The following is a 21328-nucleotide window of genomic DNA, read 5'->3' as shown; positions in this document are numbered from 1 at the left end:
ATTAACGCTCCGATGGCTCAGCAGCAGTTGCTGGCCCGTTGTGGTCTGTCGCCCATTGCACCCAGACGCTGCGCGTCGTCGTGCAACCATGGCTGGTTGGCTTGCAACGTAGTGGTCAGCACCTGATGCACCCAGTCGGGCAGCGCCGGATTGAGACGGTAGTAGATCCACTGGCCTTGGCGACGGTCCACCAGCAACCCGCCGCTGCGCAATTGCGCAAGGTGGCGGGAAATTTTCGGCTGACTGTCGCCCAGAGCATGGATCAGTTCGCACACGCAAAGTTCGCCTTCGCGCAGGATCAACAACGTCAGGCGGGCACGGGTAGCGTCGGCCAGGCATTTGAACAGTTCGGGAGGAGACAGGAGGTCTGACATGGTTCCATCCGCATATACGTTTATTCGAATATACGTATTTCCATATGTTTCGGTCAAATCTTGTTTCGATTGATGTGGATCAAGTTCGTGAAGATCAACCACAAGTGTTTGAAATTAAAATGAAACACTCATGTCTTAGAGTGCCTCCCCATTGCAGATGAAGGAAGACCCCGCGTGACCCGAGCCACTCGCAACCTGCGCAAAACCCTGGATTCCGTCGCGGAAAATAACGAAACCGCGGCGTTCGATCTGATGCGCGCCGTGGAAAAACTCGGCGACGAGGTGTTGCGTCAACGCTTGCTCAACACCATTCACCGGCTCAACCAAGATGCCTACGAGTTGCGCGAAGCGCGGGATTCGGTGGAACAAGTGTCCGTGAAACTCGCCTGAGCAATATCGTTCAAGACAGGCGCCTCGGCGCGCTGGCATGCTTGGCGACTGTCCGTCGATGAGCCGTTTTTATGCCTGCTGCCTTACCCCGTTATGCGTTCGCGCGCGGTGCGATCGCCGTTATTCCGTTATCCCTGGCCTGCGCGCCGTGGGGGCTGCTCGCCGGCTCCATGGCCATCGATGCGCAATTCACCCCGTTGCAAGCCCAGGGGCTGTCGACCATCGTGTTCGCCGGCGCTGCGCAGTTGGTGGCCATCGGTATGGTCAAAAGTGGCGCCAGCCTGATATCGATCGTACTGACCACCTTGCTGCTGACCTCTCAGCATTTGCTCTACGGCATGCACCTGCGGCCAGTGCTTTCTCCTTTAAGTACCCGCTGGCGTATCAGCCTGGGGTTCTTGCTGACCGATGAGTTCTTCGCGTTGGTCAGCCACTACGACCGCCAGACCTTCAATCGCTGGTACGCCCTGGGCGTGGGGCTGACCTTCTATATCATCTGGAACCTGTTCACCCTGGCCGGCATTGTGCTGGGCAAGAGCATTCCGGGCCTGGACCAGCTAGGGCTCGAATTTTCGATTGCCGCGACCTTCATCGCGTTGATAACCCCGGTGGTGCGCGATGTACCGACGGTGGTGTGCGTGGCGGTGGCGTTGCTGTGCTCGGTCTGGCTGAGTTTTTTGCAGTGGGAGTCGGCCGTGGTGGTGTCGGGTTTGCTGGGCATGAGCGCCGGGTTTGCCTGTAAGCGACTGGGGGTAGGGCAACGATGATTTACCTGATGATTGTGGCCATGGGCCTGGTGGTGTTCTTCAACCGCTATCTGTTTATTGAGCCGCGTCTGCCGGTGCGCCTTAATCGCGGTGCGCGAGAGTTTCTAGGGTTTGCGGTGCCGGGCATGCTGACGGCGATCTGCGGGCCGATTATTTTCCTGGCCGACCATCACCTCAACTTGAGCCCGACCAATCCGTATTGGCTCGCCGGCCTCTGCGCGGTGGGGTTGATGGTCTGGACGCGCAATGTGCTGCTCACCGTGTTGCTGAGCATGGCGGTGTTCTATTTGCTGCGCTGGTGGCTTTAAAACCCAGGCGAAAAAAAGCCCGCGGGAGAGCGGGCAGAAGGAAGACTTCATAAAAATGAGCCCGGCCAGTGTAGGTGGCTACGGCGCGTATCACAGTGAAGGTAAATTTATCCTGCCAAAGCAAAGCGGCCCCAATCGGGGCCGCTTCAGGGCATCAGTTTTTTGCGTTGAGCTTGCGCAGCTCTTCGTAGGTGGCCGACTGGACGAACCAGAAGCCGGAAATGATGCACCACGTCAACGTTCCCCCGACCAGCACCGCCAGGCCCGACAGGAAGCTGGCGCTGAACATCGACACCAGACCGATCAACCAGACGAAGGCCAGGGCGATGTACAAAACCGTGTTGTTAACGCTGATAACGAAATCTTTCATGACGCTTCCTTGTAGAAAATAACCGGTCGACCTCTTCAGTGAAGCCGACCGCGGCATCATAGTGCCATGTTTATGCCGATGCCACTCCAACCTCGATCAGGCACCACCAGAGCCACGTAATAGTCTTTGGCGGGTGCCCGTAAATGGTAGAGTCGCGTTTTTTCCAAGGAAGCGATGGCATGCGGAACGTGGTATTGGGCGCATTGGCACTGGCGGTACTGAGCGGTTGCGCGGGTTCGAAGATGAACGAGGCGCGCACCGGCGCACCCTACAAAACCCTGGCATCGGACAAGGCCACACTGGTGGTTGCCGAGTGCATTCAGTTCGGCTGGCAGGATGAAAGTGTGTTCGGCGTGGACGCCGGTGGCTTCAAGGAACCGAGCGAGGCGGGTGGTTTCACCGTGTACACCACTGGCGGCGATTACTTCGTCGACATTCAGAGCGTAGGCGCAGGTTCCAGCGTCAAGTACTACGCCGCCGAAAACACGATGCCCGCCAAGCGTCGCTTGGCCGCGCTGGCGACCTGTCTGTAGTCCCTTGCCTTAGTCATATTCGGAAACGCCCGGCGGGACAGGCGTTGGGCATTGGCTTATGATTCACCTCGCTCGCCCGGGGTGATGGCTCTTTACCAGTACACGGACGTCAAGGCCGTCGCGCCGGGCGAGCATCCTCCCTTGATCAGCGCGGCATGTAACCCAAGTGCCAACGCCGCGGAATCTTCAACGACACCAACCCCAACACCGCCGCCAATGCAGCGCTGACCCACAGCGCGCGCAGGCCCATGTGCTGCTGCAACACTGCACCGATCACGGCGCCGACAAACATGCCGCCCCATGGAATCAGTTGCACCCTCCAACCGCTGCGACGTTCGCCCAGCAGCCAACGGCCCACCCCGCGACCGAAACGCGAAAGTGCGCCGGTCACATAGGTCAGGCCCACCGGCAGACCATTCACTTCCTCGACCGCCGCGTTAAGCATGCCCATGGCCACGATGGCAGCCAGTAGCGCGGGCAACATGTCTTCGAATGGCCAAAAGGCGCCGCAGCACAGCAGCGCAGCGATATACAGCAGCAGCGGCAGGGCGTGGCGCCGGCTGAATCGGCTGACCACGATCCCCAGCGCGTTCCCCAGAACAAAGGTGGCGACCAGCAACAGTAGTCGTAGAGTCAGGCTGTGGTCGCCAGCGCCGATAGCCACCGCCAGGCGGGTGGTGTTACCGCTCATGAACGAAACGAAGTCGCCGCTGGCCATAAAGCCAATGGCATCCGTCATACCCGCCAGCACCGATAAGCTGCCCACCAGCATCATGCCGATGCGGCCTCGCCATAAGCGTCGATGAGCCAGTGCAGCGTTGGCGTACGGTTTGCGGGGCGGAGGCAGCATGGACGCGGGTTCCTCGGTGAGATTATCCGGCCACTACGGTAGGACGCTTTGACCTTACGCGCAATGATCTCAGACAGCTTCCAGGCACCATCCTGTGGATGTCCACTGCAACCGATGGGTCGGGCCGATGGCCCGGACAAACGCCTCGTCATGGGATACCACCACCAATGCGCCCGCAAACCCTTGCAACGCGTGTTCGAAGGCAAGCACCGACTCCAGGTCCAAGTGGTTGGTCGGTTCGTCCAGCAACAATAATTGCGCCGGGATTTCACGCCACAGGGCAATCGCCATCGCGGCCTTCAAACGCTCGCCACCGCTGAGCTGCGCGACCGGCTGAGTCACACGCACGGCGTTCAGTTGCAGCAAAGCCAGGCGAGTACGCAGCTCGCCTTCGGCCAGCGGCGTTTCGAGCAGATTGAGGTGCTCGATAACCGAGCGTCGGTCCTCCAGAAAGGCCAGTTGCTGATCGATGTACGCGGTGGGCACCGGCACACAACACTCACCGCTGACCGGGTGGGAATCGCCCGCCAGCACTTTGAGCAAGGTGGATTTGCCGCAACCGTTAGGGCCCTGCACGATTACTCGCACGGGGCCCGTCAAACTGAGCGTCAGTGCGGGTGTATGCAACCATGGTAGGCATGCATCCACCAACCTCAGCACCAGCCGCCCCTTAGGCACCGTCGACGCCGGCAAGGGGATCAATGTCGGCGACTGTTCCTCCACGCGCTCATGGGCTTGGCGGACTTGAGTATCCAGTTGTTGTTTACGCGCGTATTGCTCACTGCGCACGCTGCTGACCACTTCGCTGGCGGTGCGCTTCCAGCGCGCCTGGGTAAACCGGTCCACATTCGCGGTTTGTGCGTGCTGGTGAGCACGGGCGGCATTGCGTTGCAGTGTATCGTGGTCCTTTTGTAGGCGACGGCGTTCGCGACTGCGCTCCAGGCGCGCCTGTTCCAATGCCGCGACGGCGGCCTGTTGCTCGGCGTCGCGTTGCCGGCGATAAGTCTCGTAATTACCGCCATAGACGTGAAGACCGAGGGGCGACACTTCGACGATGCGCCCCAGGCTATCGAGCAATGGCCGATCGTGACTGACCACCACCAAGCCGCCGCGCCACTGGCCCAGCGCTCGCATCAGCCAGGCGCGGCCATCGCTGTCGAGGTGGTTGGTGGGCTCGTCGAGTACCAGCACCTGTGGCGACGCCAACAGGGCGCCGATCAGCACTACCCGCGCCAGTTGGCCGCCACTGAGTTGTTCGGCCGATGAATCCGCCGCCAGTGACGCCAGACCGGCTTCATCCAGGGCCGCGCGCAGACGTTCGGGCAGATCCCAGCGATTGTCGATCAGGTCAAAATCGTCGATGTGCGCCGCGCCCGCAGCCATGCGTTCCAGCGCTGCCAGCACGTTGGCAGTGCCGCTAAGATCGGCAACGCTCATTCCCGGATTGACCACCACCCGTTGCGGCACATAGACCGCGCTGGCCGAGCGGGAGATCGAGCCGGATGAAGGCACAAGCACCCCGGCGATCAATTGCGCGAGCACGCTTTTGCCACGGCCATTGCGTCCCACAATACCGGTGGAGGTGTGATCGATGGACAGGTTCACGTCAGCCAGCAAGGTTTCGCCATTGGCGAACTGGAAGGTAACGTGTTGCAGGGAAATCATTGCGGGCAGCCGTTTGACGAGAGTCATCAGCACCTCCAAAAAAATGTCGGACAGGCCAACTAGCGCGCGTGGCGCTGGTTGCGGATACATTTTGGAAGGCTTAGTGGTTCACGTCGGCGGTCGTCCTAGAGAACAGGAGGGCGGCAGAGCCTACCCTGCCTTGGCCTTTTGCGGCAAGTCGGCCGCCAGTCGTTCCAGGAACATCGCCAGTGCAACTTCCTCGGCTTTCAAGCCTTTGCGCACTCGCGGCTTGGGCAATTTCGACAACTCGCCAAGGCTGAAATGCTCCAGCACCGCCGGGTGGATGTAACACTTGCGGCACACCGCCGGAGTATTGCCCAGCTGTTTGGCGACATCCTTGACCATCGACACCACATGGCGCTTGGCATCGGATTCGGGCTGCCACTCCAACTCGCGCAGCACCGCCAACGCCATGGCGGTGCCGGCCCAGGTGCGGTAGTCCTTGGCGGTGAAGTCTTCGCCGGTGAGGCTGTGCAGATAGGCATTCACATCATGAGAGCTGACCGTGTGGCGCTCGCCGTTCTCGTCCAAGTACTGGAACAGGTTCTGTCCCGGCAATTCCATGCAGCGTTTCACCACATTTGCCAGGCGGCGGTCCTTCACGCTGAGCTGGTGCTCGACGCCGCTCTTGCCGCGAAACTGGAATTGGATTTCGCTGCCTTTGACGTCCACATGACGGTTGCGCAGGGTGGTCAAGCCATAGGATTTGTTGTCGCGGGCGTATTGGGTATTGCCGACGCGGATCAGGGTGGCGTCCAGCAACATCACCACGGTAGCCAGGACTTTCTCGCGGGTGAAACCGGGCTCGGCCAGTTGTGCTTCCAGCTGCTTGCGCAGTTTTGGCAGGGCATTGCCGAAGGCTTGCAAGCGCGCGTACTTGTCGGTGTCGCGCACTTCGCGCCAGCGCGTGTGGTAGCGGTATTGCTTGCGCCCACGGGCGTCGCGGCCGGTGGCTTGCAGGTGGCCGCGCGGGTCGGCGCAGATCCACACGTCGGTGTAGGCCGGTGGCACTGCCAGGGCGTTGAGACGATGGATCTCTTCGGCATCGGTGATGCGTTCGCCCTTGGGGTCGAAGTACTGGAATTTGCCGCGCACTTTCTTGCGGCGAATGCCCGGTTGGGTGTCATCAACGTAATGCAAGTCGCGAGGCAGGTCGGCGGGCAGCGCGGAGTCGGGCATGGGTCAGGTTCCTTGGCAACAAAATCAGGCCGGTATGTCTGATGGACCGCAGCTGTGTGCGGTCGTGCCAAAAGGTTTGCTAGGCCAGCACCGCCACGGCCTTGATCTGCGCCCACAGAGCCTGGCCGGGATGCAATTGCAACTGATCGCGGGAAAACCGTGTGATGCGCGCCAGTAACGGTGTGCCACCGGCGTCCAGGCGCACCAGTACATGGGCGCTATTGTCCGCGGCGATTTCCTCGGTAACGGTCACTGGCAAACGGTTGAGGATGCTGCTGTGTTCTTCGGCCTGCAGGCTGAGGCTCACGTCACGAGCCTGCACCTTGACCCGCAGGGCCTGGCCGACGCCCAGCGGTGCGTGGGCCACGCGCATGGTCGAGGCGCTGCCCGGCAACTGCAACGTGAGTAATTGGTAGTGCGCATCGTAGGCAGTGACCACGCCGTCGATCACCACACCCGCTTCATCGCCACGCGCCAGGGGCAGGTCCAGGCGTGCCAGCGTGTCGCCGATGGGACCGCTGGCCAAGGCCTTGCCGTCGCTGAGCAGCACGATGTGATCGGCCAGGCGCGCCACCTCATCCTGGGCATGGCTGACGTACAGCACCGGGATGTCCAACTCGTCGTGCAGGCGTTCCAGGTACGGCAGGATTTCGCTTTTGCGCTGGCTGTCGAGGGCCGCCAGGGGCTCATCCATCAGCAGTAAGCGCGGGCTGGTAAGCAGAGCGCGGGCGATGCCGATGCGCTGGCGCTCGCCGCCGGACAGGTGCTGCGGGTGACGTTCGAGCAAGTGGCCGATGCCCAGCAGTTCGGTGGCCTGAGCCATGTCCACCCGCCGTCGCGCGCGCGGTGTGCGCTTGAGGCCGAATGCCAGGTTGGCGCGCACCGACAAATGCGCAAACAGGCTCGCTTCCTGGAACACATACCCCAAAGGACGCTGGTGCGGTGGTACGAATAGGCCGCTGCGGCTGTCTTGCCAGACCTCATCGTTGATCCGCACAAAGCCGTCGCGGGCCCGCTCCAACCCGGCGATGCAGCGCAGGCAAGTGGTCTTGCCCGAGCCGGAATGCCCGTACAGCGCAGTGACGCCGCGCCCGGGCAGGTGCAGGTCCACATCGAGGGCAAAGCCGGAGTACGACAGTTGCAGGCGTATTTCCATCATCGATATCAGTTCCAGCCCATGTTGGTTTTACGGCTGGAGTAGAGCGCCAGCAACACAAAGAAGGCGAACACCACCATGGCGCCGGCCAGCCAATGGGCCTGGGCGTATTCCATGGCTTCGACATGGTCATAGATCTGCACCGACACCACGCGCGTCTTGTCCGGAATATTGCCGCCGATCATCAGCACCACACCGAATTCACCCACGGTGTGGGCAAAACCCAGAATGGAAGCGGTGACAAACCCTGGCCGCGCCAGGGGCAGGATGACGCTGAAGAACGTGTCCCACGGCCCGGCGCGCAGTGTTGCAGCGACTTCCAAAGGCCGCGTGCCGATGGCCGAAAAAGCGTTCTGCAACGGCTGCACCACAAACGGCAGGGAATAGATCACCGAACCAATCACGAGCCCGGCGAAGCTGAATGTCAGGGTGCCCAGCCCCAGCCACTGGGTGAACTGGCCGAAGTAACCGTTGGGCCCCATGCTCAGCAGCAGGTAAAAGCCGATCACCGTCGGTGGCAGCACCAGGGGCAGGGCGACGATCGCCCCCACCGGCCCGCGCCACCAGGAGCGCGTACGTGACAGCCACAGGGCAATCGGAGTGCCGATGACCAGCAGGATCACGGTGGTCAGTGATGCCAGTTTGATGGTCAACCAGATCGCGGAAAAGTCGGCACTCGATAGGGGCATTTACAGCTCGTAACCGTAGGATTTGATAACGGCAGCGGCTTTCGGCCCTTTGAGGTATTCGACCAGCGCTTTGGCAGCGGCGCTGTCTTTGCCTTTGTTGAGGATCACCGCGTCCTGTTTGATCGGGTCATGCAAGGCCGCGGGGACGATCCACGCCGAACCGCGGGTGACTTTGCCGTCTTTATAGATCTGCGACAAGGCCACAAAGCCCAGCTCGGCGTTGCCAGTGGAAACGAACTGATAGGCCTGGGTGATGTTCTGGCCTTCGACGAGCTTGTCCTTGACCTGGTCGCTCAGGCCCTGTTTGGCCAATACCTGGGTGGCGGCCAGGCCATAGGGCGCGGCTTTGGGGTTGGCGATGGACAAGTGCTTGAACTGATTGCGTTTTAACACCTCACCGTTGGCATCGACATAGCCAGCTTGAGGCGACCACAGCGCCAAGGTACCCACGGCGTAGGTGAAGCGCGAGCCTTTGACTGTATCGCCTTCGTTTTCGAGTTTCTGTGGGGTGCTGTCGTCGGCGCTGAGGAACACTTCAAAGGGCGCGCCGTTCTTGATCTGGGTGTAGAACTGGCCGGTGGCACCGTAGGACGCGACCAGTTTATGGCCGGTGTCCTGTTCGAAGCTGGCGGCCAGCGCCTGGATCGGTGCGGTGAAATTGGCCGCCACCGCCACTTGGACTTCATCGGCGTGGGCCGAGCCGAACACGAGGGCGGTAGCCAGGACGGCCAGGCGTGAGGCATGAATCAGCATGAAGCAGCTCCTTGGAATGCACGGCGTGAGTAATCGCTATGTACGGGACTATATAGCGGTTGGCCACTGCCGGTACAGTGCAACGTTGCCGCAACGGATTACGTGAGTTTGGCCAGCGCCTGCTCGGCCAATTGACGCGTCAGTCCATAGGTGCCGATGTCACGGCCCAGACGCAAGGCCTGGCCTGACCACAGGTTGCTGAAGCCGCCTTCATCCTTGGCTTTGAGCGGCATCAAGGCGCCGCCGGCGCGGGGAAATGCCGGCGCGGCTGGATTCATCGCGCCCAATTCGCGCATGACTCGATTGACGATGCCTCGCGCCGGGCGGCCGGTGAACAGGTTGGTCAAGGCGGTTTCACTGGCCTGGGCGTGGCGCAACGCATAGTGATGGGCCGCGCTCACATTGGCTTCGGGGGTAAACAGGTACGCCGTGCCGACCTGCACCGCCGAGGCGCCCAGGGCGAACGCCGCGACGATGCCCCGCGCGTCGCCGATACCGCCCGCGGCGATCACCGGCACGCTGACGGCGTCGACGATCTGCGGCACCAGCGCCATCAGGCCGATCTGAGTGTTGAGGTCATCGCTAAGGAACATGCCCCGGTGACCTCCAGCCTCGATGCCCATGGCGATGATCGCATCGCACCCGTGGGCCTCTAGCCATAGGGCTTCTTCCACCGTGGTGGCCGACGACAGCACCTTGGCTCCCGTGGCTTTGACCCGATCCAACAGGGCTTTTTCCGGCAGCCCGAAGTGGAAACTGACGACCTCGGGACGGAACGCTTCTACCACCTGACACGCCTCGTCGTTGAACGGCGCACGGTTGGACACCGGCGTCGGCGCCTCGAAATCGGCGCCCAGTTCGCGGTAGAACGGTTGCAGCAGGGCTTTCCAGCGTTGGTCGCGAGCGTCGTCCGGCGCTGGCGGCTGATGGCAGAAGAAGTTCACGTTAATTGGCCGGTTGCTGGCTGCACGGATGACGCTGAGGCTTTCACGCAGCTGCTCGATACTCAGCGCGGCCGCGGGCAACGAGCCCAACGCGCCTGCCTGGTTGGCGGCAATCACCATGGCGGGCGTGGTGCCGACGGCCATGGGCGCCTGGATGATGGGTACCTCGATGCCGAGCAAGTCGAGAATCCGTGTGTCAGGCCAGGTGCTCATGGATGGGTCTCCAGCGAAGGTCAGTGGTTTCGCTGTTTTTAGCAGGGCGTATGCCACGCGGCCAGTCTGTTTTATTCACTGGACGCTGTGGACGTTTCGTGCAGGGCTATCAGCTTTTGCCGTTACGTTCGCGCTCAAGCAATGCCTGCTTGCGCGCAACGCCCCAGCGGTAGCCGGACAGCTCGCCGTCGCTGCGCACCACCCGATGGCAAGGGATTGCCACCGCAAGGCTGTTAGCGCCGCACGCCTGGGCCACGGCACGAAACGACTTGGGGGCGCCGATGCGCTGGGCGATCTGCGCATAACTGGCGGTGCTGCCCACTGGGATATCCCGCAAGGCTTGCCACACACGCTCCTGAAACGCGGTGCCACGCAGGTCCAACGGCAAATCCAGGCCCAGCGCGGGCGCCTCGACAAAGCCGACGACCTGGGCCACCAACCTTTCGAATGGGCCATCGGCGCCCACCAGTTCGGCCTTGGGGAATTGGTCTTGCAGGTCGCGCAGCAGTTGTTCGGGGTCGTCACCCAGCAGGATCGCACAGACGCCTCGACTGCTCTGCGCCACCAAAATCGCCCCCAGCGAGCACTGCCCGACGGCGAACCAAATAGCGTTGTGAGCGCCGCCGGCCTTGTAGTCGCTGGGTTTCATGCCAAGCACCTGATCGGCCGCTTCATAAAAACGACTGTTGGAATTAAAACCGGCGTCGTACAGCGCAGCCGTCACGGAATGCTGGCCCTTAAGCCCGTCGCGCACTTTGCGGGACCGATGGGCATTGGCGTAGCCCTTGGGCGTCAGGCCCGTCACGGCCCTGAAAACGCGATGGAAATGGAACGGGCTCAGACCGGCTCGGTCAGCGAGGGTATTGAGGCTCGGCGCAGTGGCGGCCTGCTCGATATGCCGGCACGCATCGGCCACCAATTGTGAATGGTGGGCGGCCAGTTGTGTCCGGTCGCCGCTCGCGCGTTTGCTGGGGCGATAGCCGGCGGCTTCGGCCTGCGCCGGGGTGTCGAAAAACTCAATATTCTCCGGGCGCGGCAGCCGCGAGGCGCTGCTGGGGCGGCAATAGACACCGGTGGTCTTAACGCCATACACAAACGACCCATCGGCGTTGCTGTCACGGGCCACAATGGCAGCCCAGCGGGGATCTTGTTCGATAGTCATGCTTGGCACTCTTGACGGATCCCGGTCAGATTAACCGCGCCGAGACCGCCTGACACTCCGAAGCTTGCGGTCAAATCAACCGGCGGTGCGTAGCGTCAGATTGATGCGTTGCGGGCCCATCACCGGATGCACCCCGTCTTTGATCGGCATCACCCCATGAAAGCGCAGGCGGTCCACCCCGCCCCAGACCACCACATCACCATGGAACAGCGAGACTTTCTGCGGTTTGTCTGCACGGGCATGGCCACCGAACAGGAAGATCGCCGGCAGGCCCAGGGATATTGACACCACGGGCGCTGCGTAATCGCGCTCGTTTTTGTCCTGGTGCAGCGACATCTTGGCCCCGGCCACATAGCGGTTGATCAGGCAGGCGTCGGGGGCGAAGGCGGCGAAACCGGCCTCGGCCGCCGCCTCTACAGCCAATGCCCGCAAGGCTTCGGGCAAGGCGGGCCAAGGCTGTTGGGTGCGCGGGTCGAAGGGGGTGTAGCGATAGCCGGTGGTGTCGGTGGTCCAGCCCAGGTCACCGCAACTGCTCAACGCTGCCGACATGGTAAAGCCACCGGGGGTAACCATTTGGCGAAACGGTGCTTGCGCCAACACGCGGCGCAGTTCTGGCAGAAGACGATCAATCCAAGGCAGGGCATAACCCCTTAGCACGTAGGACTGTTCGCCGATCTGCTCACGCCCTGCGGGTTGCTGCAAGGCGTGGTCGGCGAACAGGTCCGCAGTGGGGCCGGGCATGGGCTTAGAGCGCCTTGCTCACAGTGATGTCGGTAATTTCATCACTGGCCCCGTGAATTTTCGCCAAAGCTTGCTTGGCTTCTTCCAAGTCGTTGCTGTGCAGGTGGGCAAACTCGAAGCGGCGCTCGCCGTTGAGCTTGTACTTGATCACGTATTTGGTGGTGGCAGTCACGGTTATTTCCTGTGGAAGGGCGGATCAGCTCAGCTTGGAGCTGGTACGACGCACGATACGAATCTTGTGGGACAGCGCAGGTTTGCGGGTCACGCTGATGGCGCGGCGGGTGACCACATCCAGGGTGATGTTCCAGAAACCGGTGCTCGGCGCGGTGATCTTCGCAGGGAATTTGTCGAACGCACCGCCATGGTAAGTGTGGCGGCCGCCGTTTTTGAAGCTGCGAAAGTTCGCGTCGCTCATCAGACGGATATTGCAGGTTTGCGAGCATTCGATGACGACAATATCTCCCTCGTTGAGGTGCTCGCGCTGGTGGATAAATTTCATGGGAGTGTCTCCAGAAGGGCTTTTTCTGAAAAATCAGAATGATACGTAGGTTAAGATGGAGTTTATCAGCCCCAGCGCGTTTATTATCGGCCCGTCTTCAACGGCGTCGACAATTTAAAACAGTTATTTACCGTGTGATCAGGGATAAATCCTACGTGTCCGGGAGAAATTTACCATCCCCGCTGTCGTAGGGTCTTTATCGGAGGTTTTTATATGAAGTGGAGTGTGTTGGTTCTGGCCTTGGCGTTGGGTGGATGTGCTTCGGTTGCAGACATCAAGCAGACCCCGCCAACGTTGGCAGTGATTTCCGGTAAGAAGCCGCAGGAATACGCCGCATGTGTTGTGCAGAAACTCTCCACTACCCGTCGGCCACCGCAGATCGAGCCGCACAAGGAAGGTGTCAGGGTGATCGTGCCGCAGAAGTTCTCGGCCGACCCATCGGCGATTTTTGAAATTGAGGAACGCTCCAGCGGCAGCAGCATCAAGCTCTACGAGAGCATGTCGAATGTGCCGATTCGTCCGGGCGATGTGAAAAAAGCCGGTGAGGACTGCATCTCCGGCTGATCCTTTGAGTCTCATCATCAGACTTCGAATCCGATAAAAGCCTGGCCCTGCCGCTGCAGTGTCAGGCTTTTTTATTCTCGGCGTTAATGTTGTGGAAGCAGGGTCATTGCCCTACGCTTTGTAAGGTTTATGCCGTAATTGCATCAACTCATTAACAATAAAAACGGAGTCGTGATGAAAGCTCTGCAACGAGTGCTGATGAGTAGCGCGCTGCTTTTGCTGATGGATAACGCCCAGGCGCTGGATGGTAAGAAAATTTTTATGGAAGGCGGTGCGCAGCCGGGCGCCATGCCCTGTGTGGCTTGCCATGGTGCGGATGGTTCAGGCATGGCGGCGGCTGGTTTCCCGCGGTTGGCGGGGCTGCCGGCGGCCTATGTACGCAAGCAGCTGGAAGATTTCAAAAGCGGTAGCCGCAGCAACCCGGTGATGCGCCCGCTGGCAATTGCCCTGACACCGGCGGAGGTGGACGCACTGAGCCAAGCCATCGCCGCGATGCCAGCGCCAGCACCGGCTGCGCTGCACCGCAGCGAAATGCCGACCACAGCCGCGCAGCAACTTGCCTGGCAAGGCGCGTGGGAGCGACAGATTCCTGCGTGCGTCAGTTGTCACGGTCCGGCCGGCAGCGGCATCGGTGACGCGTTCCCGCCACTGGCCGGCCAGCCTGCGGCTTATCTGGCTGCGCAGTTGAGCGCCTGGCAGAACGGCACTCGCCGCAACGATGCCAATGATCTGATGGGGCACATCGCCAAGTCACTGACCGCCGAGGAAGTCCAGGGTGTGGCTCAGTACTTCGCGTCATTGAACGTGGAGGCTAAGCCATGAAGGCGCATCTGATCACTCCCGCTGTCGGGCTGTTGATGGTCCTGCCAAGCCATGCCGCAACCATCGCCATGGAAGACCAATCCCAGTTAGTGCCCCATTCGGTCGAATCGTCAGCCAGCGTGTTCCAGCCTCCGGCGGAGAAAGACTTGCCCGACAATGCCTATGGCAAGTCGGTCAGGCAGGGATATGCCTTGTTCGTCGACACCAAACGTCTGGCCCCGCAGTTTGTCGGCAACGGCCTCAATTGCAGCAATTGCCATCTCAACCAGGGCCGCCTGGCCAACTCGGCGCCGTTGTGGGCGGCGTATCCTATGTATCCGGCGTATAGAAAGAAGAACGACAAGGTCAACACCTACGCCGAGCGGTTGCAGGGCTGTTTCCAATTCAGCATGAACGGCGGCACCCCGCCGGCCGCCGACAGCCCGGAAATCACCGCTTTATCGGTATATTCCTATTGGCTGGCCAGTAAAGCGCCGCTGGGCGTCGAGCTGCCGGGGCGCGGGTACCCAGAGGTAGCGCAACCGGCAGACGGTTACAGCTTGGCTCGGGGCGCACAGGTCTATGGAGAGCAGTGTGCGGTGTGTCATGGGCCGCAAGGCCAAGGGCAAAAGGTAGGTGACGACTATGCGATGCCACCGCTATGGGGTAAGGATTCCTACAACTGGGGCGCGGGCATGCACCGCATCAATACGGCCGCGTCGTTTATCAAACACAATATGCCACTGGGTAAAGGCGGCAGTTTGAGCGACCAGCAGGCCTGGGATGTGGCGGCCTACGTCAACAGCCACGAACGGCCGCAGGATCCGCGCCTGGTGGACGGCTCGGTGGAAAAGACCCGACTGAAGTTCCACGCCAACGACGGCGTCAATTTGTATGGCCAAACCGTAGAGGGCGTGCTGATCGGGCAGGGCATCCGTTAGACTGTCGACTATTCAATGCAAAAATGCCGTGCGAGCCCGGGTTCGCGCGGTATTTGTCTTTTCTGGAAGCCAGTTATGAAACGTGAAGATGTCAGAGCCCGCCATGCCGAGGGTCAGATCTCGGCCACCCATGTCATCCAGAATCCTGCCGACCTCGGCGAGTGGATCGTTTTCTTCAAAAAAAGCGGTGGACGCAGTTTTTTCCTGGTGGACGATCAGGACGAAGTGGAGTCGTTCCAGCGCCTGGACGATCTGATCGAGACCATTCGCGGCCTGGGCATCAAGTTCGCCGACATTCAGCTGTAAGCGCCGACGCTTATTTGCACACCACGACGACGCTGCGGCTTTTGTAGTTGCCAACGTCCTGGCCCAGGGTTTTCTCGCTTTCCTTGAGTGACGGCGTGCCTTCGGTGCCGACAATACGGTAGCCGGTGCCTGCACATGAAGCGTCGGCCTTTTCGTAACAGCTGGCCCAGGAATTGGCTTCGCCGGAACAATCAATGGTCAGGCCTTGTTCGCCGTTTTTCAGGTAGACGTCCGAGGTGGTGGTGCAGCCGGCGAGTGCCAGTGCCGCAGTAAGTGCCAGAATCTTGTTCATAAGTGTTCGTCATTAAGGGTGTAGGAGGGGAGCGCTGACACTGTCGTGGGGCGTTTGGCGAAGATTATAGCGAACTGCCATCTGCGTACAGACAAACACAAAAAAGCCCCATTCTCAGGGGCTTCATAGGTGAAGGCTGACGCTTACTTGCCTTTCGGGCGCTTGCTCGAAGCGTGGCCGGCCTCATCCACGAACACTTCGGCCACTGCGATCGCCTCACGTTCGGTGGCGAAGGTGCCAGCGACGCTGTCGCCGTGGAAGTTGATCAAATGCCAGCCGTCCGCGCGCTGGGTAATCAGGTAGCCGTTCACACCTTTGGGTTCTGACATCTATTAACAATCTCGTGGTCTGGTTCAAGGCCGCAATGATAGCGCCAAATGTCAGGGTTCAGGGCAAGTTAATCCAGGTCAATGTTCCAGCGCGCCAGCGTGATAAAAAGGCTTCAGCAGATTGAAACAATAAGCAGTGGGTATTTTTGCCGAAGTAACGGCAGTGCTGTTTGTAAGATAAGTGGAACTTACGCTGAGATTTTTTCTCTATGATGACATCGCAACGCCAGCAGGACCCATTGTAAGGTGGCTGCGGCCTGATTAGACTGCGCCGAATTCCGTACGCATAGCCCTTTGTAAGGACCCATATGATCAAGAAATGCTTGTTCCCAGCAGCCGGTTACGGCACTCGCTTCTTGCCAGCGACCAAGGCCATGCCCAAAGAGATGCTGCCGGTGGTGAACAAGCCACTGATTCAGTACGGTGTGGAAGAAGCTCTGGATGCCGGTCTGAATGAAATCTCCATTGTGACCGGTCGCGGTAAGCGCGCCCTGGAAGACCACTTCGACATCAGCTACGAGCTGGAAAATCAGATCAAGGGCACCGACAAGGAAAAATACCTGGTCGGCATCCGTAAGCTGCTGGACGAGTGCTCGTTCTCCTACACCCGCCAGACGCAAATGAAAGGCCTCGGCCACGCGATTCTGACCGGCCGTCCGCTGATCGGTGACGAACCGTTCGCCGTGGTACTGGCGGACGACCTGTGCGTAAACCTGGAAGGCGACGGCGTACTGACCCAGATGGTCAAGCTGTACCAGAAATACCGCTGCACCATCGTTGCTGTGATGGAAGTGAACCCGACCGAAACCAATAAGTACGGCGTGATCGCCGGTGATGACATTGGTGATGGCCTGATCCGCGTACGCGACATGGTCGAGAAACCTGCACCGGAAGATGCTCCATCGAACCTGGCGATCATCGGTCGCTACATCCTGACCCCGGACATCTTCAAGTTGATCGAAGAAACCGAGCCAGGCAAGGGTGGTGAGATCCAAATCACCGACGCTCTGTTGAAGCAAGCCAAAGACGGCTGCGTGATTGCCTACAAGTTCAAGGGCCAGCGTTTCGACTGCGGCGGCGCGGAAGGCTACATCGAAGCCACCAACTTCTGCTACGAGCACTTCTACAAGACTGGCAAGGCATACTGATTCACGCCTGTTCGCCGGTTTTAAGAGAAAGCCACCTTCGGGTGGCTTTTTCGTTTTTCAGCCCCATGTAAGTCGGTATGCTGGTGTCCTGCCGAGGAGAGTGAAATGGCCTACGATTTTGATCTGTATGTAATTGGCGCCGGTTCCGGCGGTGTTCGCGCGGCGCGTTTTGCCGCAGGGTTTGGCGCCAAGGTTGCCGTAGCGGAAAGCCGCTATCTGGGCGGCACCTGTGTGAACGTGGGCTGCGTGCCGAAAAAGCTCTTGGTGTACGGCGCGCATTTTGCCGAAGACTTCGAACAGGCCAGCGGCTTTGGCTGGTCCTTGGGCGAGGCGAATTTCGATTGGGCGACGTTGATCGCCAATAAGGATCGCGAGATCAATCGCCTCAATGGCATCTATCGCAACCTGCTGGTCAACAGCGGCGTGACCCTGCACGAAGGACACGCGCGATTGGTGGATCCGCATCAGGTGGAAATCAATGGTGAGCGCTTTACCGCCAAGCACATCCTGATCGCCACGGGTGGCTGGCCGCAGATTCCGGAGATTCCAGGGCGCGAACATGCCATTGGCTCCAATGAAGCGTTTTTCCTCAAGGAGTTGCCCAAGCGCGTGCTGGTGGTGGGCGGCGGTTATATCGCCGTTGAGTTTGCCGGGATTTTCCATGGCCTGGGCGCTCAGACTAGCCTGCTGTATCGCGGTGATTTGTTCTTGCGCGGCTTTGACGGCTCGGTGCGCAAGCATCTGCAGGAAGAGTTGACCAAGCGCGGCCTGGACCTGCAATTCAACGCCGATATCGAACGCATCGACAAACAAGCCGATGGCAGCCTGAAGGCCACGCTCAAGGATGGCCGTGTGCTGGAGGCGGACTGCGTGTTTTATGCGACCGGCCGGCGTCCGATGCTGGACAACCTGGGCCTGGAAAACACCGGGGTCGCTCTCGACGAGCGTGGCTTCGTGCAGGTCAATGATCAGTACGAAACGACCGAACCTTCAATCCTGGCCATCGGCGATGTGATCGGTCGCGTGCAGCTCACTCCGGTTGCCCTGGCTGAAGGCATGGCCGTGGCGCGTCGCCTATTCAAGCCCGAGCAGTATCGCCCAGTGGATTACGCGATGATTCCGACAGCGGTGTTCAGCCTGCCGAATATCGGCACTGTAGGTTTGACAGAGGAGGAGGCGAAGAAGAACGGCCATAACGTCCAGGTTTTCGAAAGTCGCTTCCGCCCGATGAAGCTGACCCTGACCGACTGCCAGGAAAAGACCCTGATGAAGCTCGTGGTGGATGCCGATACCGACAAGGTGTTGGGCTGCCATATGGTCGGTCCGGACGCGGGCGAAATCGTCCAGGGCCTGGCGATCGCGCTCAAGGCGGGCGCAACCAAGCGGCATTTTGACGAAACCATAGGCGTGCATCCTACGGCGGCGGAAGAATTCGTCACCATGCGCACGCCAGTGGCCGACTGATCAGTCGGTTGGCTTGGTCTCTGGCGCCGTTGCAACGACGGCGGCCAGACGCAAGGCTTCGATACTGGCCTGGGCCTTGAGCAGGTCCAGTTCCAGGGTTTTGTTGGCTTGCTGGTATTCAGTCAGTGCTGCCTGTCGCGACTGGCTGTCCAGCAGCGCCACGCGCAGACGCTCTTGAAGCAAGGTGCGCTCGCCGTCGATACGGTTGAGCTGTTCGCTGAGCTGGCGGTGCTCGGTCTGATCTTTCTGGAATTTTTCCTGCAATGCCGCCAGCTCTTTCGCTGTGACCCGGTGTTCGATCAGCAGCCGCTCATTATCCCGATGCAATTGAGTGATCTCATCCTGACGCACCATGGCGCTTTGCTGGGCCTGGCGTAGCTCTGCCTGAACTTGCTGCAATTGGCTTTCGTGACGCCGCTGTTCCTGCTCGCGCTGTTCCTTGATGGCGCTGCGGTAGTGCTCCAGGGCATCCCGCGCGTGGGTGTGTTTGTCTTCCAGCGAGCGGATCTGCTCATCTTTATCGTTGAGGCGCAACTCGTAATCGCTGCACGCCTGGCTGAGCCCGGCATTGCGGGTCTGCTCGGTTTGCAGGCTGGTGCTGGCGGTTTGCAAGGCTGCGCTTTCTTCCGCCAGGGCAGCGGCTTGAATATCGAATTGCTGCTGAAGCTGCTGATGGGCGTCCTGCAGGGTTTGCAGCTGGGCGTGCAGGGCAGTTTTCTCTTGTTCGAATTGCGCCAAGGCCAGGTCGATCGGCTCCTGAGCCTTGTCTTTGAGACGCTGGGCCAGCCGCGCGACCAGCTCGCTCAGTTCTTCGTCGATGGGCGCCTCGGTGATGGTGACGCGTGATTCGCTCTCATCCAACTCCTTCAAGTAGCGATGAATGGTGGTCTTGGAGCCGGTATTGCCCATCTCGATGCGTACTGCATCGATGCTGGGGTGTTCGCCTCTGGCGATGATCGCCAAGCGTGCCGTTTGAACCACTGCTTTATTGATGCCGCCGCGCGCCATGAGGTCTCCGTCGATTTAGTACTGTGGTACGTAGTATGTAGTTACGTACTCTAACATGGATTATTTCATGTTCAAATTATGAAGTTAACAGATGGGATATTGGCGTATTATCCCGCGTCATGCGTGTCTTCAGCGCAACTGTCCCCGTTTCCAGTACGAATAGGCCCTCCATGAGCGATCTGGATCGATACCTCAACGCCGCCACTCGCGATAACACGCGCCGTAGCTACCGCGCGGCCATTGAACATTTCGAAGTGAGCTGGGGCGGCTTTCTGCCGGCGACCAGCGACAGCGTGGCGCGCTACTTGGTCGCGCACGCGGGTGTGCTGGCGGTCAATACCTTGAAGTTGCGGCTCTCGGCGCTGGCGCAGTGGCATACCAGCCAAGGCTTTCCTGATCCCACCAAGGCGCCGGTGGTGCGTAAGGTGCTCAAGGGCATCCGTGCGGTGCACCCCGCGCGGGAAAAGCAAGCCGAGCCGCTGCAACTCCAGCAGTTGGAGCAGGTGGTGGCTTTTCTTGAGCAGGAGGCGCAGCAAGCGAACGAGTCCCAGGACACGGCACGGCTGCTGCGGGCCACGCGCGACAGGGCGTTGATCCTGCTGGGCTTCTGGCGTGGCTTTCGCAGTGACGAGCTATGCCGCTTGCAAGTGGAGCATGTGCAGGTCACACCGGGGGCCGGAATCAGCTTGTATGTGCCGCGCAGCAAAAGTGATCGCGACAACCTGGGCAAGACCTACCACACCCCGGCTCTGCTGCGCCTGTGCCCAGTGCAGGCCTATGGCGATTGGCTAAGTACGGCGGCATTGGTGCGCGGGCCGGTGTTTCGTGGTATCGACCGCTGGGGCAATGTAGGGGAGAAGGGCTTGCATTCCAACAGCGTCATCCCGCTGCTGCGCCAGGCACTTGAGCGCGCCGGCATCGCGGCCGAGCACTACACCAGCCATTCGCTGCGGCGTGGGTTCGCTACGTGGGCCCATCGCAATGGCTGGGATATGAAGTCATTGATGAGTTATGTCGGCTGGAACGACATGAAATCCGCCATGCGCTATGTTGAAGCGACGCCCTTTCTTGGTATGACGCTGGCTAACCAGCCATTGATTTGAGTTTTCTTCTATTAATAGGGTGACCTGATAGGGAAAACCAATCATCAGCATCAGGTTTGCCAATGAGCCATCTATCGAGAGACTGGGTAGGATTCACCTCATCAACTTCTTAACCCCTGACGGAGAGTCAACGATGCCTATCATCAACAGCCAAGTAAAACCGTTTAAAGCCACTGCGTTCAAAAACGGCAGCTTCGTAGATGTGACCGACGCTGACCTGAAAGGCAAATGGTCTGTGGTGTTCTTCTACCCAGCCGACTTTACCTTCGTTTGCCCAACCGAGCTGGAAGACCTGGCCGACAACTACGCCGAATTCCAGAAACTGGGCGTCGAGATCTACAGCGTGTCCACCGACACCCACTTTGCCCACGCAGCCTGGCACAACACTTCGCCAGCCATCGGCAAAATCCAGTACACCATGATCGGCGACCCGACCCTGACCATCTCCCGCAACTTCGACGTGCTGATCGAAGAAGCTGGCCTGGCAGACCGTGGCACTTTCGTGATCAACCCGGAAGGCCAGATCAAAATCGTTGAACTCAACGACGGCGGTGTTGGCCGTGACGCTTCCGAGCTGCTGCGCAAAATCAAGGCCGCTCAGTACGTTGCCGCTCACCCGGGTGAAGTGTGCCCAGCCAAGTGGAAAGAAGGCGAGGCCACCTTGGCTCCGTCCCTGGACCTGGTCGGCAAGATCTAAGTCTGTGAAGTCTCTAGGGCGGGTTTCCGCACCTGTGAAGTAAGCTGCAACCGCCCTCAAA

28 protein-coding genes are annotated in these 21328 nt (G+C 60.1%); 12 read left to right on the top strand and 16 right to left on the bottom strand.

The genetic code is table 11. The features are described 5' to 3' along the window. Positions 1 to 17: 17 nt before the first annotated feature. Positions 18 to 374 carry a metalloregulator ArsR/SmtB family transcription factor gene (locus QRN41_RS05115; protein ID WP_034098032.1) on the bottom strand — a complete coding sequence of 119 codons (357 nt, stop codon included), beginning with the start codon at positions 372 to 374 and terminating at the stop codon, positions 18 to 20. A 174-nt stretch (positions 375 to 548) separates the two neighbouring features. Between QRN41_RS05115 and QRN41_RS05110 the strand changes: the two genes are divergently transcribed. From QRN41_RS05110 to QRN41_RS05100, 3 genes are all read left to right on the top strand, one after another. Next, entirely contained in the window at positions 549 to 764 is a 216-nt protein-coding gene (locus QRN41_RS05110; protein WP_003191339.1) for a hypothetical protein, read from the top strand. A gap of 71 nt (positions 765 to 835) precedes the next feature. Continuing rightward, the gene (locus QRN41_RS05105; protein ID WP_047882167.1) at positions 836 to 1531 is read left to right on the top strand and encodes an AzlC family ABC transporter permease; all 696 of its coding nucleotides are present in this window, start codon (positions 836 to 838) and stop codon (positions 1529 to 1531) included. Continuing rightward, positions 1528 to 1839, top strand: coding sequence for an AzlD domain-containing protein (locus tag QRN41_RS05100; RefSeq protein ID WP_034138036.1), 312 nt, complete (start codon positions 1528 to 1530; stop codon positions 1837 to 1839). Before QRN41_RS05105 ends, QRN41_RS05100 begins: the two co-directional genes overlap by 4 nt. A gap of 154 nt (positions 1840 to 1993) precedes the next feature. Here QRN41_RS05100 and QRN41_RS05095 read toward each other — a convergent pair whose 3' ends face one another. Further along, the gene (locus QRN41_RS05095) at positions 1994 to 2209 is read right to left on the bottom strand and encodes a hypothetical protein (protein WP_034098026.1); all 216 of its coding nucleotides are present in this window, start codon (positions 2207 to 2209) and stop codon (positions 1994 to 1996) included. A gap of 179 nt (positions 2210 to 2388) precedes the next feature. On the opposite strand from QRN41_RS05095, the gene QRN41_RS05090 reads away from it, so the two are divergent. Next, positions 2389 to 2742, top strand: coding sequence for a hypothetical protein (locus QRN41_RS05090; RefSeq protein WP_285421250.1), 354 nt, complete (start codon positions 2389 to 2391; stop codon positions 2740 to 2742). A gap of 145 nt (positions 2743 to 2887) precedes the next feature. Here the strand turns inward: QRN41_RS05090 and QRN41_RS05085 are convergent, their stop codons facing one another. The 11 genes from QRN41_RS05085 to QRN41_RS05035 all read right to left on the bottom strand — a co-directional run bounded on the left by QRN41_RS05085 (position 2888) and on the right by QRN41_RS05035 (position 12614). Then, positions 2888 to 3592: a YoaK family protein gene (locus QRN41_RS05085; RefSeq protein WP_285421249.1), complete on the bottom strand. Its 705-nt coding sequence runs from the start codon at positions 3590 to 3592 to the stop codon at positions 2888 to 2890. Positions 3593 to 3661: 69 nt separating this feature from the next. Then, entirely contained in the window at positions 3662 to 5284 is a 1623-nt protein-coding gene (locus QRN41_RS05080) for an ATP-binding cassette domain-containing protein (protein ID WP_285421248.1), read from the bottom strand. Positions 5285 to 5407: 123 nt separating this feature from the next. Then, the gene (locus tag QRN41_RS05075) at positions 5408 to 6457 is read right to left on the bottom strand and encodes a DNA topoisomerase IB (protein WP_167417128.1); all 1050 of its coding nucleotides are present in this window, start codon (positions 6455 to 6457) and stop codon (positions 5408 to 5410) included. A 79-nt stretch (positions 6458 to 6536) separates the two neighbouring features. Continuing rightward, positions 6537 to 7616: a molybdenum ABC transporter ATP-binding protein gene (gene modC / locus QRN41_RS05070; protein ID WP_167417129.1), complete on the bottom strand. Its 1080-nt coding sequence runs from the start codon at positions 7614 to 7616 to the stop codon at positions 6537 to 6539. A 5-nt stretch (positions 7617 to 7621) separates the two neighbouring features. Next, positions 7622 to 8302 (bottom strand): molybdate ABC transporter permease subunit, encoded by a 681-nt coding sequence (gene modB, locus QRN41_RS05065; RefSeq protein ID WP_034138040.1) that lies wholly within the window; start codon positions 8300 to 8302, stop codon positions 7622 to 7624. Continuing rightward, positions 8303 to 9055: a molybdate ABC transporter substrate-binding protein gene (gene modA / locus QRN41_RS05060; protein WP_034138041.1), complete on the bottom strand. Its 753-nt coding sequence runs from the start codon at positions 9053 to 9055 to the stop codon at positions 8303 to 8305. Between the two features lie 98 nt (positions 9056 to 9153). Beyond that, on the bottom strand, positions 9154 to 10212 hold the full coding sequence (locus QRN41_RS05055) for an NAD(P)H-dependent flavin oxidoreductase (RefSeq protein ID WP_167417130.1): 1059 nt from the start codon (positions 10210 to 10212) through the stop codon (positions 9154 to 9156). A 109-nt stretch (positions 10213 to 10321) separates the two neighbouring features. Continuing rightward, positions 10322 to 11374, bottom strand: coding sequence for a bifunctional DNA-binding transcriptional regulator/O6-methylguanine-DNA methyltransferase Ada (gene ada, locus QRN41_RS05050; protein ID WP_167417131.1), 1053 nt, complete (start codon positions 11372 to 11374; stop codon positions 10322 to 10324). Between the two features lie 75 nt (positions 11375 to 11449). After that, positions 11450 to 12115, bottom strand: coding sequence for a DNA oxidative demethylase AlkB (gene alkB, locus QRN41_RS05045; protein WP_040268404.1), 666 nt, complete (start codon positions 12113 to 12115; stop codon positions 11450 to 11452). Positions 12116 to 12119: 4 nt separating this feature from the next. Further along, entirely contained in the window at positions 12120 to 12287 is a 168-nt protein-coding gene (locus QRN41_RS05040; protein WP_094065762.1) for a hypothetical protein, read from the bottom strand. Between the two features lie 24 nt (positions 12288 to 12311). Continuing rightward, on the bottom strand, positions 12312 to 12614 hold the full coding sequence (locus QRN41_RS05035) for a DUF1883 domain-containing protein (protein WP_003191319.1): 303 nt from the start codon (positions 12612 to 12614) through the stop codon (positions 12312 to 12314). 213 nt (positions 12615 to 12827) lie between these two features. Between QRN41_RS05035 and QRN41_RS05030 the strand changes: the two genes are divergently transcribed. From QRN41_RS05030 to QRN41_RS05015, 4 genes are all read left to right on the top strand, one after another. Then, positions 12828 to 13178: a hypothetical protein gene (locus QRN41_RS05030; RefSeq protein WP_034098008.1), complete on the top strand. Its 351-nt coding sequence runs from the start codon at positions 12828 to 12830 to the stop codon at positions 13176 to 13178. Between the two features lie 174 nt (positions 13179 to 13352). After that, positions 13353 to 14000: a c-type cytochrome gene (locus QRN41_RS05025; RefSeq protein ID WP_167417132.1), complete on the top strand. Its 648-nt coding sequence runs from the start codon at positions 13353 to 13355 to the stop codon at positions 13998 to 14000. Next, complete coding sequence (locus QRN41_RS05020; protein WP_167417133.1) at positions 13997 to 14920, top strand: c-type cytochrome; 924 nt, start codon at positions 13997 to 13999, stop codon at positions 14918 to 14920. The genes QRN41_RS05025 and QRN41_RS05020 overlap by 4 nt, the downstream gene beginning before the upstream one ends. Before the next feature lie 75 nt (positions 14921 to 14995). Continuing rightward, on the top strand, positions 14996 to 15226 hold the full coding sequence (locus QRN41_RS05015; RefSeq protein ID WP_034098003.1) for a hypothetical protein: 231 nt from the start codon (positions 14996 to 14998) through the stop codon (positions 15224 to 15226). 10 nt (positions 15227 to 15236) lie between these two features. On the opposite strand, the gene QRN41_RS05010 is transcribed toward QRN41_RS05015, so the two are convergent. Then, entirely contained in the window at positions 15237 to 15518 is a 282-nt protein-coding gene (locus QRN41_RS05010; RefSeq protein ID WP_034098001.1) for a hypothetical protein, read from the bottom strand. A gap of 143 nt (positions 15519 to 15661) precedes the next feature. Next, complete coding sequence (locus QRN41_RS05005; RefSeq protein WP_016969599.1) at positions 15662 to 15847, bottom strand: hypothetical protein; 186 nt, start codon at positions 15845 to 15847, stop codon at positions 15662 to 15664. 308 nt (positions 15848 to 16155) lie between these two features. Between QRN41_RS05005 and galU the strand changes: the two genes are divergently transcribed. Together galU and gorA are read left to right on the top strand one after the other, a co-directional pair. After that, positions 16156 to 16995 (top strand): UTP--glucose-1-phosphate uridylyltransferase GalU, encoded by an 840-nt coding sequence (gene galU / locus QRN41_RS05000; protein ID WP_003173830.1) that lies wholly within the window; start codon positions 16156 to 16158, stop codon positions 16993 to 16995. Between the two features lie 105 nt (positions 16996 to 17100). Further along, positions 17101 to 18459: a glutathione-disulfide reductase gene (gene gorA / locus QRN41_RS04995; RefSeq protein ID WP_094065758.1), complete on the top strand. Its 1359-nt coding sequence runs from the start codon at positions 17101 to 17103 to the stop codon at positions 18457 to 18459. Here gorA and QRN41_RS04990 read toward each other — a convergent pair whose 3' ends face one another. Then, positions 18460 to 19467 (bottom strand): DNA-binding protein, encoded by a 1008-nt coding sequence (locus QRN41_RS04990; protein WP_285421247.1) that lies wholly within the window; start codon positions 19465 to 19467, stop codon positions 18460 to 18462. Between the two features lie 170 nt (positions 19468 to 19637). On the opposite strand from QRN41_RS04990, the gene QRN41_RS04985 reads away from it, so the two are divergent. Together QRN41_RS04985 and ahpC are read left to right on the top strand one after the other, a co-directional pair. Continuing rightward, entirely contained in the window at positions 19638 to 20570 is a 933-nt protein-coding gene (locus QRN41_RS04985; protein ID WP_285421246.1) for a site-specific integrase, read from the top strand. Positions 20571 to 20703: 133 nt separating this feature from the next. Then, complete coding sequence (ahpC, locus tag QRN41_RS04980) at positions 20704 to 21267, top strand: alkyl hydroperoxide reductase subunit C (protein ID WP_003191303.1); 564 nt, start codon at positions 20704 to 20706, stop codon at positions 21265 to 21267. The last annotated feature ends 61 nt before the right edge of the window (positions 21268 to 21328 follow it).

This window comes from Pseudomonas sp. efr-133-TYG-23, from assembly GCF_030209215.1.
GTDB lineage: Bacteria > Pseudomonadota > Gammaproteobacteria > Pseudomonadales > Pseudomonadaceae > Aquipseudomonas > Aquipseudomonas rhodesiae.
This window is presented reverse-complemented; position numbering and strand designations above follow the sequence as displayed.

Bases quoted from the DNA above. Each gene is read 5' to 3' on its own strand.
- QRN41_RS05115 (WP_034098032.1), bottom strand. From the start codon at position 374: ATGTCAGACCTCCTGTCTCCTCCCGAACTGTTCAAATGCCTGGCCGAC.
- QRN41_RS05105 (WP_047882167.1), top strand. From the start codon at position 836: ATGCCTGCTGCCTTACCCCGTTATGCGTTCGCGCGCGGTGCGATCGCC.
- QRN41_RS05100 (WP_034138036.1), top strand. From the start codon at position 1,528: ATGATTTACCTGATGATTGTGGCCATGGGCCTGGTGGTGTTCTTCAAC.
- QRN41_RS05095 (WP_034098026.1), bottom strand. From the start codon at position 2,209: ATGAAAGATTTCGTTATCAGCGTTAACAACACGGTTTTGTACATCGCC.
- QRN41_RS05090 (WP_285421250.1), top strand. From the start codon at position 2,389: ATGCGGAACGTGGTATTGGGCGCATTGGCACTGGCGGTACTGAGCGGT.
- QRN41_RS05085 (WP_285421249.1), bottom strand. From the start codon at position 3,592: ATGCTGCCTCCGCCCCGCAAACCGTACGCCAACGCTGCACTGGCTCAT.
- QRN41_RS05080 (WP_285421248.1), bottom strand. From the start codon at position 5,284: ATGACTCTCGTCAAACGGCTGCCCGCAATGATTTCCCTGCAACACGTT.
- QRN41_RS05075 (WP_167417128.1), bottom strand. From the start codon at position 6,457: ATGCCCGACTCCGCGCTGCCCGCCGACCTGCCTCGCGACTTGCATTAC.
- modC (WP_167417129.1), bottom strand. From the start codon at position 7,616: ATGATGGAAATACGCCTGCAACTGTCGTACTCCGGCTTTGCCCTCGAT.
- modB (WP_034138040.1), bottom strand. From the start codon at position 8,302: ATGCCCCTATCGAGTGCCGACTTTTCCGCGATCTGGTTGACCATCAAA.
- modA (WP_034138041.1), bottom strand. From the start codon at position 9,055: ATGCTGATTCATGCCTCACGCCTGGCCGTCCTGGCTACCGCCCTCGTG.
- QRN41_RS05055 (WP_167417130.1), bottom strand. From the start codon at position 10,212: ATGAGCACCTGGCCTGACACACGGATTCTCGACTTGCTCGGCATCGAG.
- ada (WP_167417131.1), bottom strand. From the start codon at position 11,374: ATGACTATCGAACAAGATCCCCGCTGGGCTGCCATTGTGGCCCGTGAC.
- alkB (WP_040268404.1), bottom strand. From the start codon at position 12,115: ATGCCCGGCCCCACTGCGGACCTGTTCGCCGACCACGCCTTGCAGCAA.
- QRN41_RS05035 (WP_003191319.1), bottom strand. From the start codon at position 12,614: ATGAAATTTATCCACCAGCGCGAGCACCTCAACGAGGGAGATATTGTC.
- QRN41_RS05030 (WP_034098008.1), top strand. From the start codon at position 12,828: ATGAAGTGGAGTGTGTTGGTTCTGGCCTTGGCGTTGGGTGGATGTGCT.
- QRN41_RS05025 (WP_167417132.1), top strand. From the start codon at position 13,353: ATGAAAGCTCTGCAACGAGTGCTGATGAGTAGCGCGCTGCTTTTGCTG.
- QRN41_RS05020 (WP_167417133.1), top strand. From the start codon at position 13,997: ATGAAGGCGCATCTGATCACTCCCGCTGTCGGGCTGTTGATGGTCCTG.
- QRN41_RS05015 (WP_034098003.1), top strand. From the start codon at position 14,996: ATGAAACGTGAAGATGTCAGAGCCCGCCATGCCGAGGGTCAGATCTCG.
- QRN41_RS05010 (WP_034098001.1), bottom strand. From the start codon at position 15,518: ATGAACAAGATTCTGGCACTTACTGCGGCACTGGCACTCGCCGGCTGC.
- QRN41_RS05005 (WP_016969599.1), bottom strand. From the start codon at position 15,847: ATGTCAGAACCCAAAGGTGTGAACGGCTACCTGATTACCCAGCGCGCG.
- galU (WP_003173830.1), top strand. From the start codon at position 16,156: ATGATCAAGAAATGCTTGTTCCCAGCAGCCGGTTACGGCACTCGCTTC.
- gorA (WP_094065758.1), top strand. From the start codon at position 17,101: ATGGCCTACGATTTTGATCTGTATGTAATTGGCGCCGGTTCCGGCGGT.
- QRN41_RS04990 (WP_285421247.1), bottom strand. From the start codon at position 19,467: ATGGCGCGCGGCGGCATCAATAAAGCAGTGGTTCAAACGGCACGCTTG.
- QRN41_RS04985 (WP_285421246.1), top strand. From the start codon at position 19,638: ATGAGCGATCTGGATCGATACCTCAACGCCGCCACTCGCGATAACACG.
- ahpC (WP_003191303.1), top strand. From the start codon at position 20,704: ATGCCTATCATCAACAGCCAAGTAAAACCGTTTAAAGCCACTGCGTTC.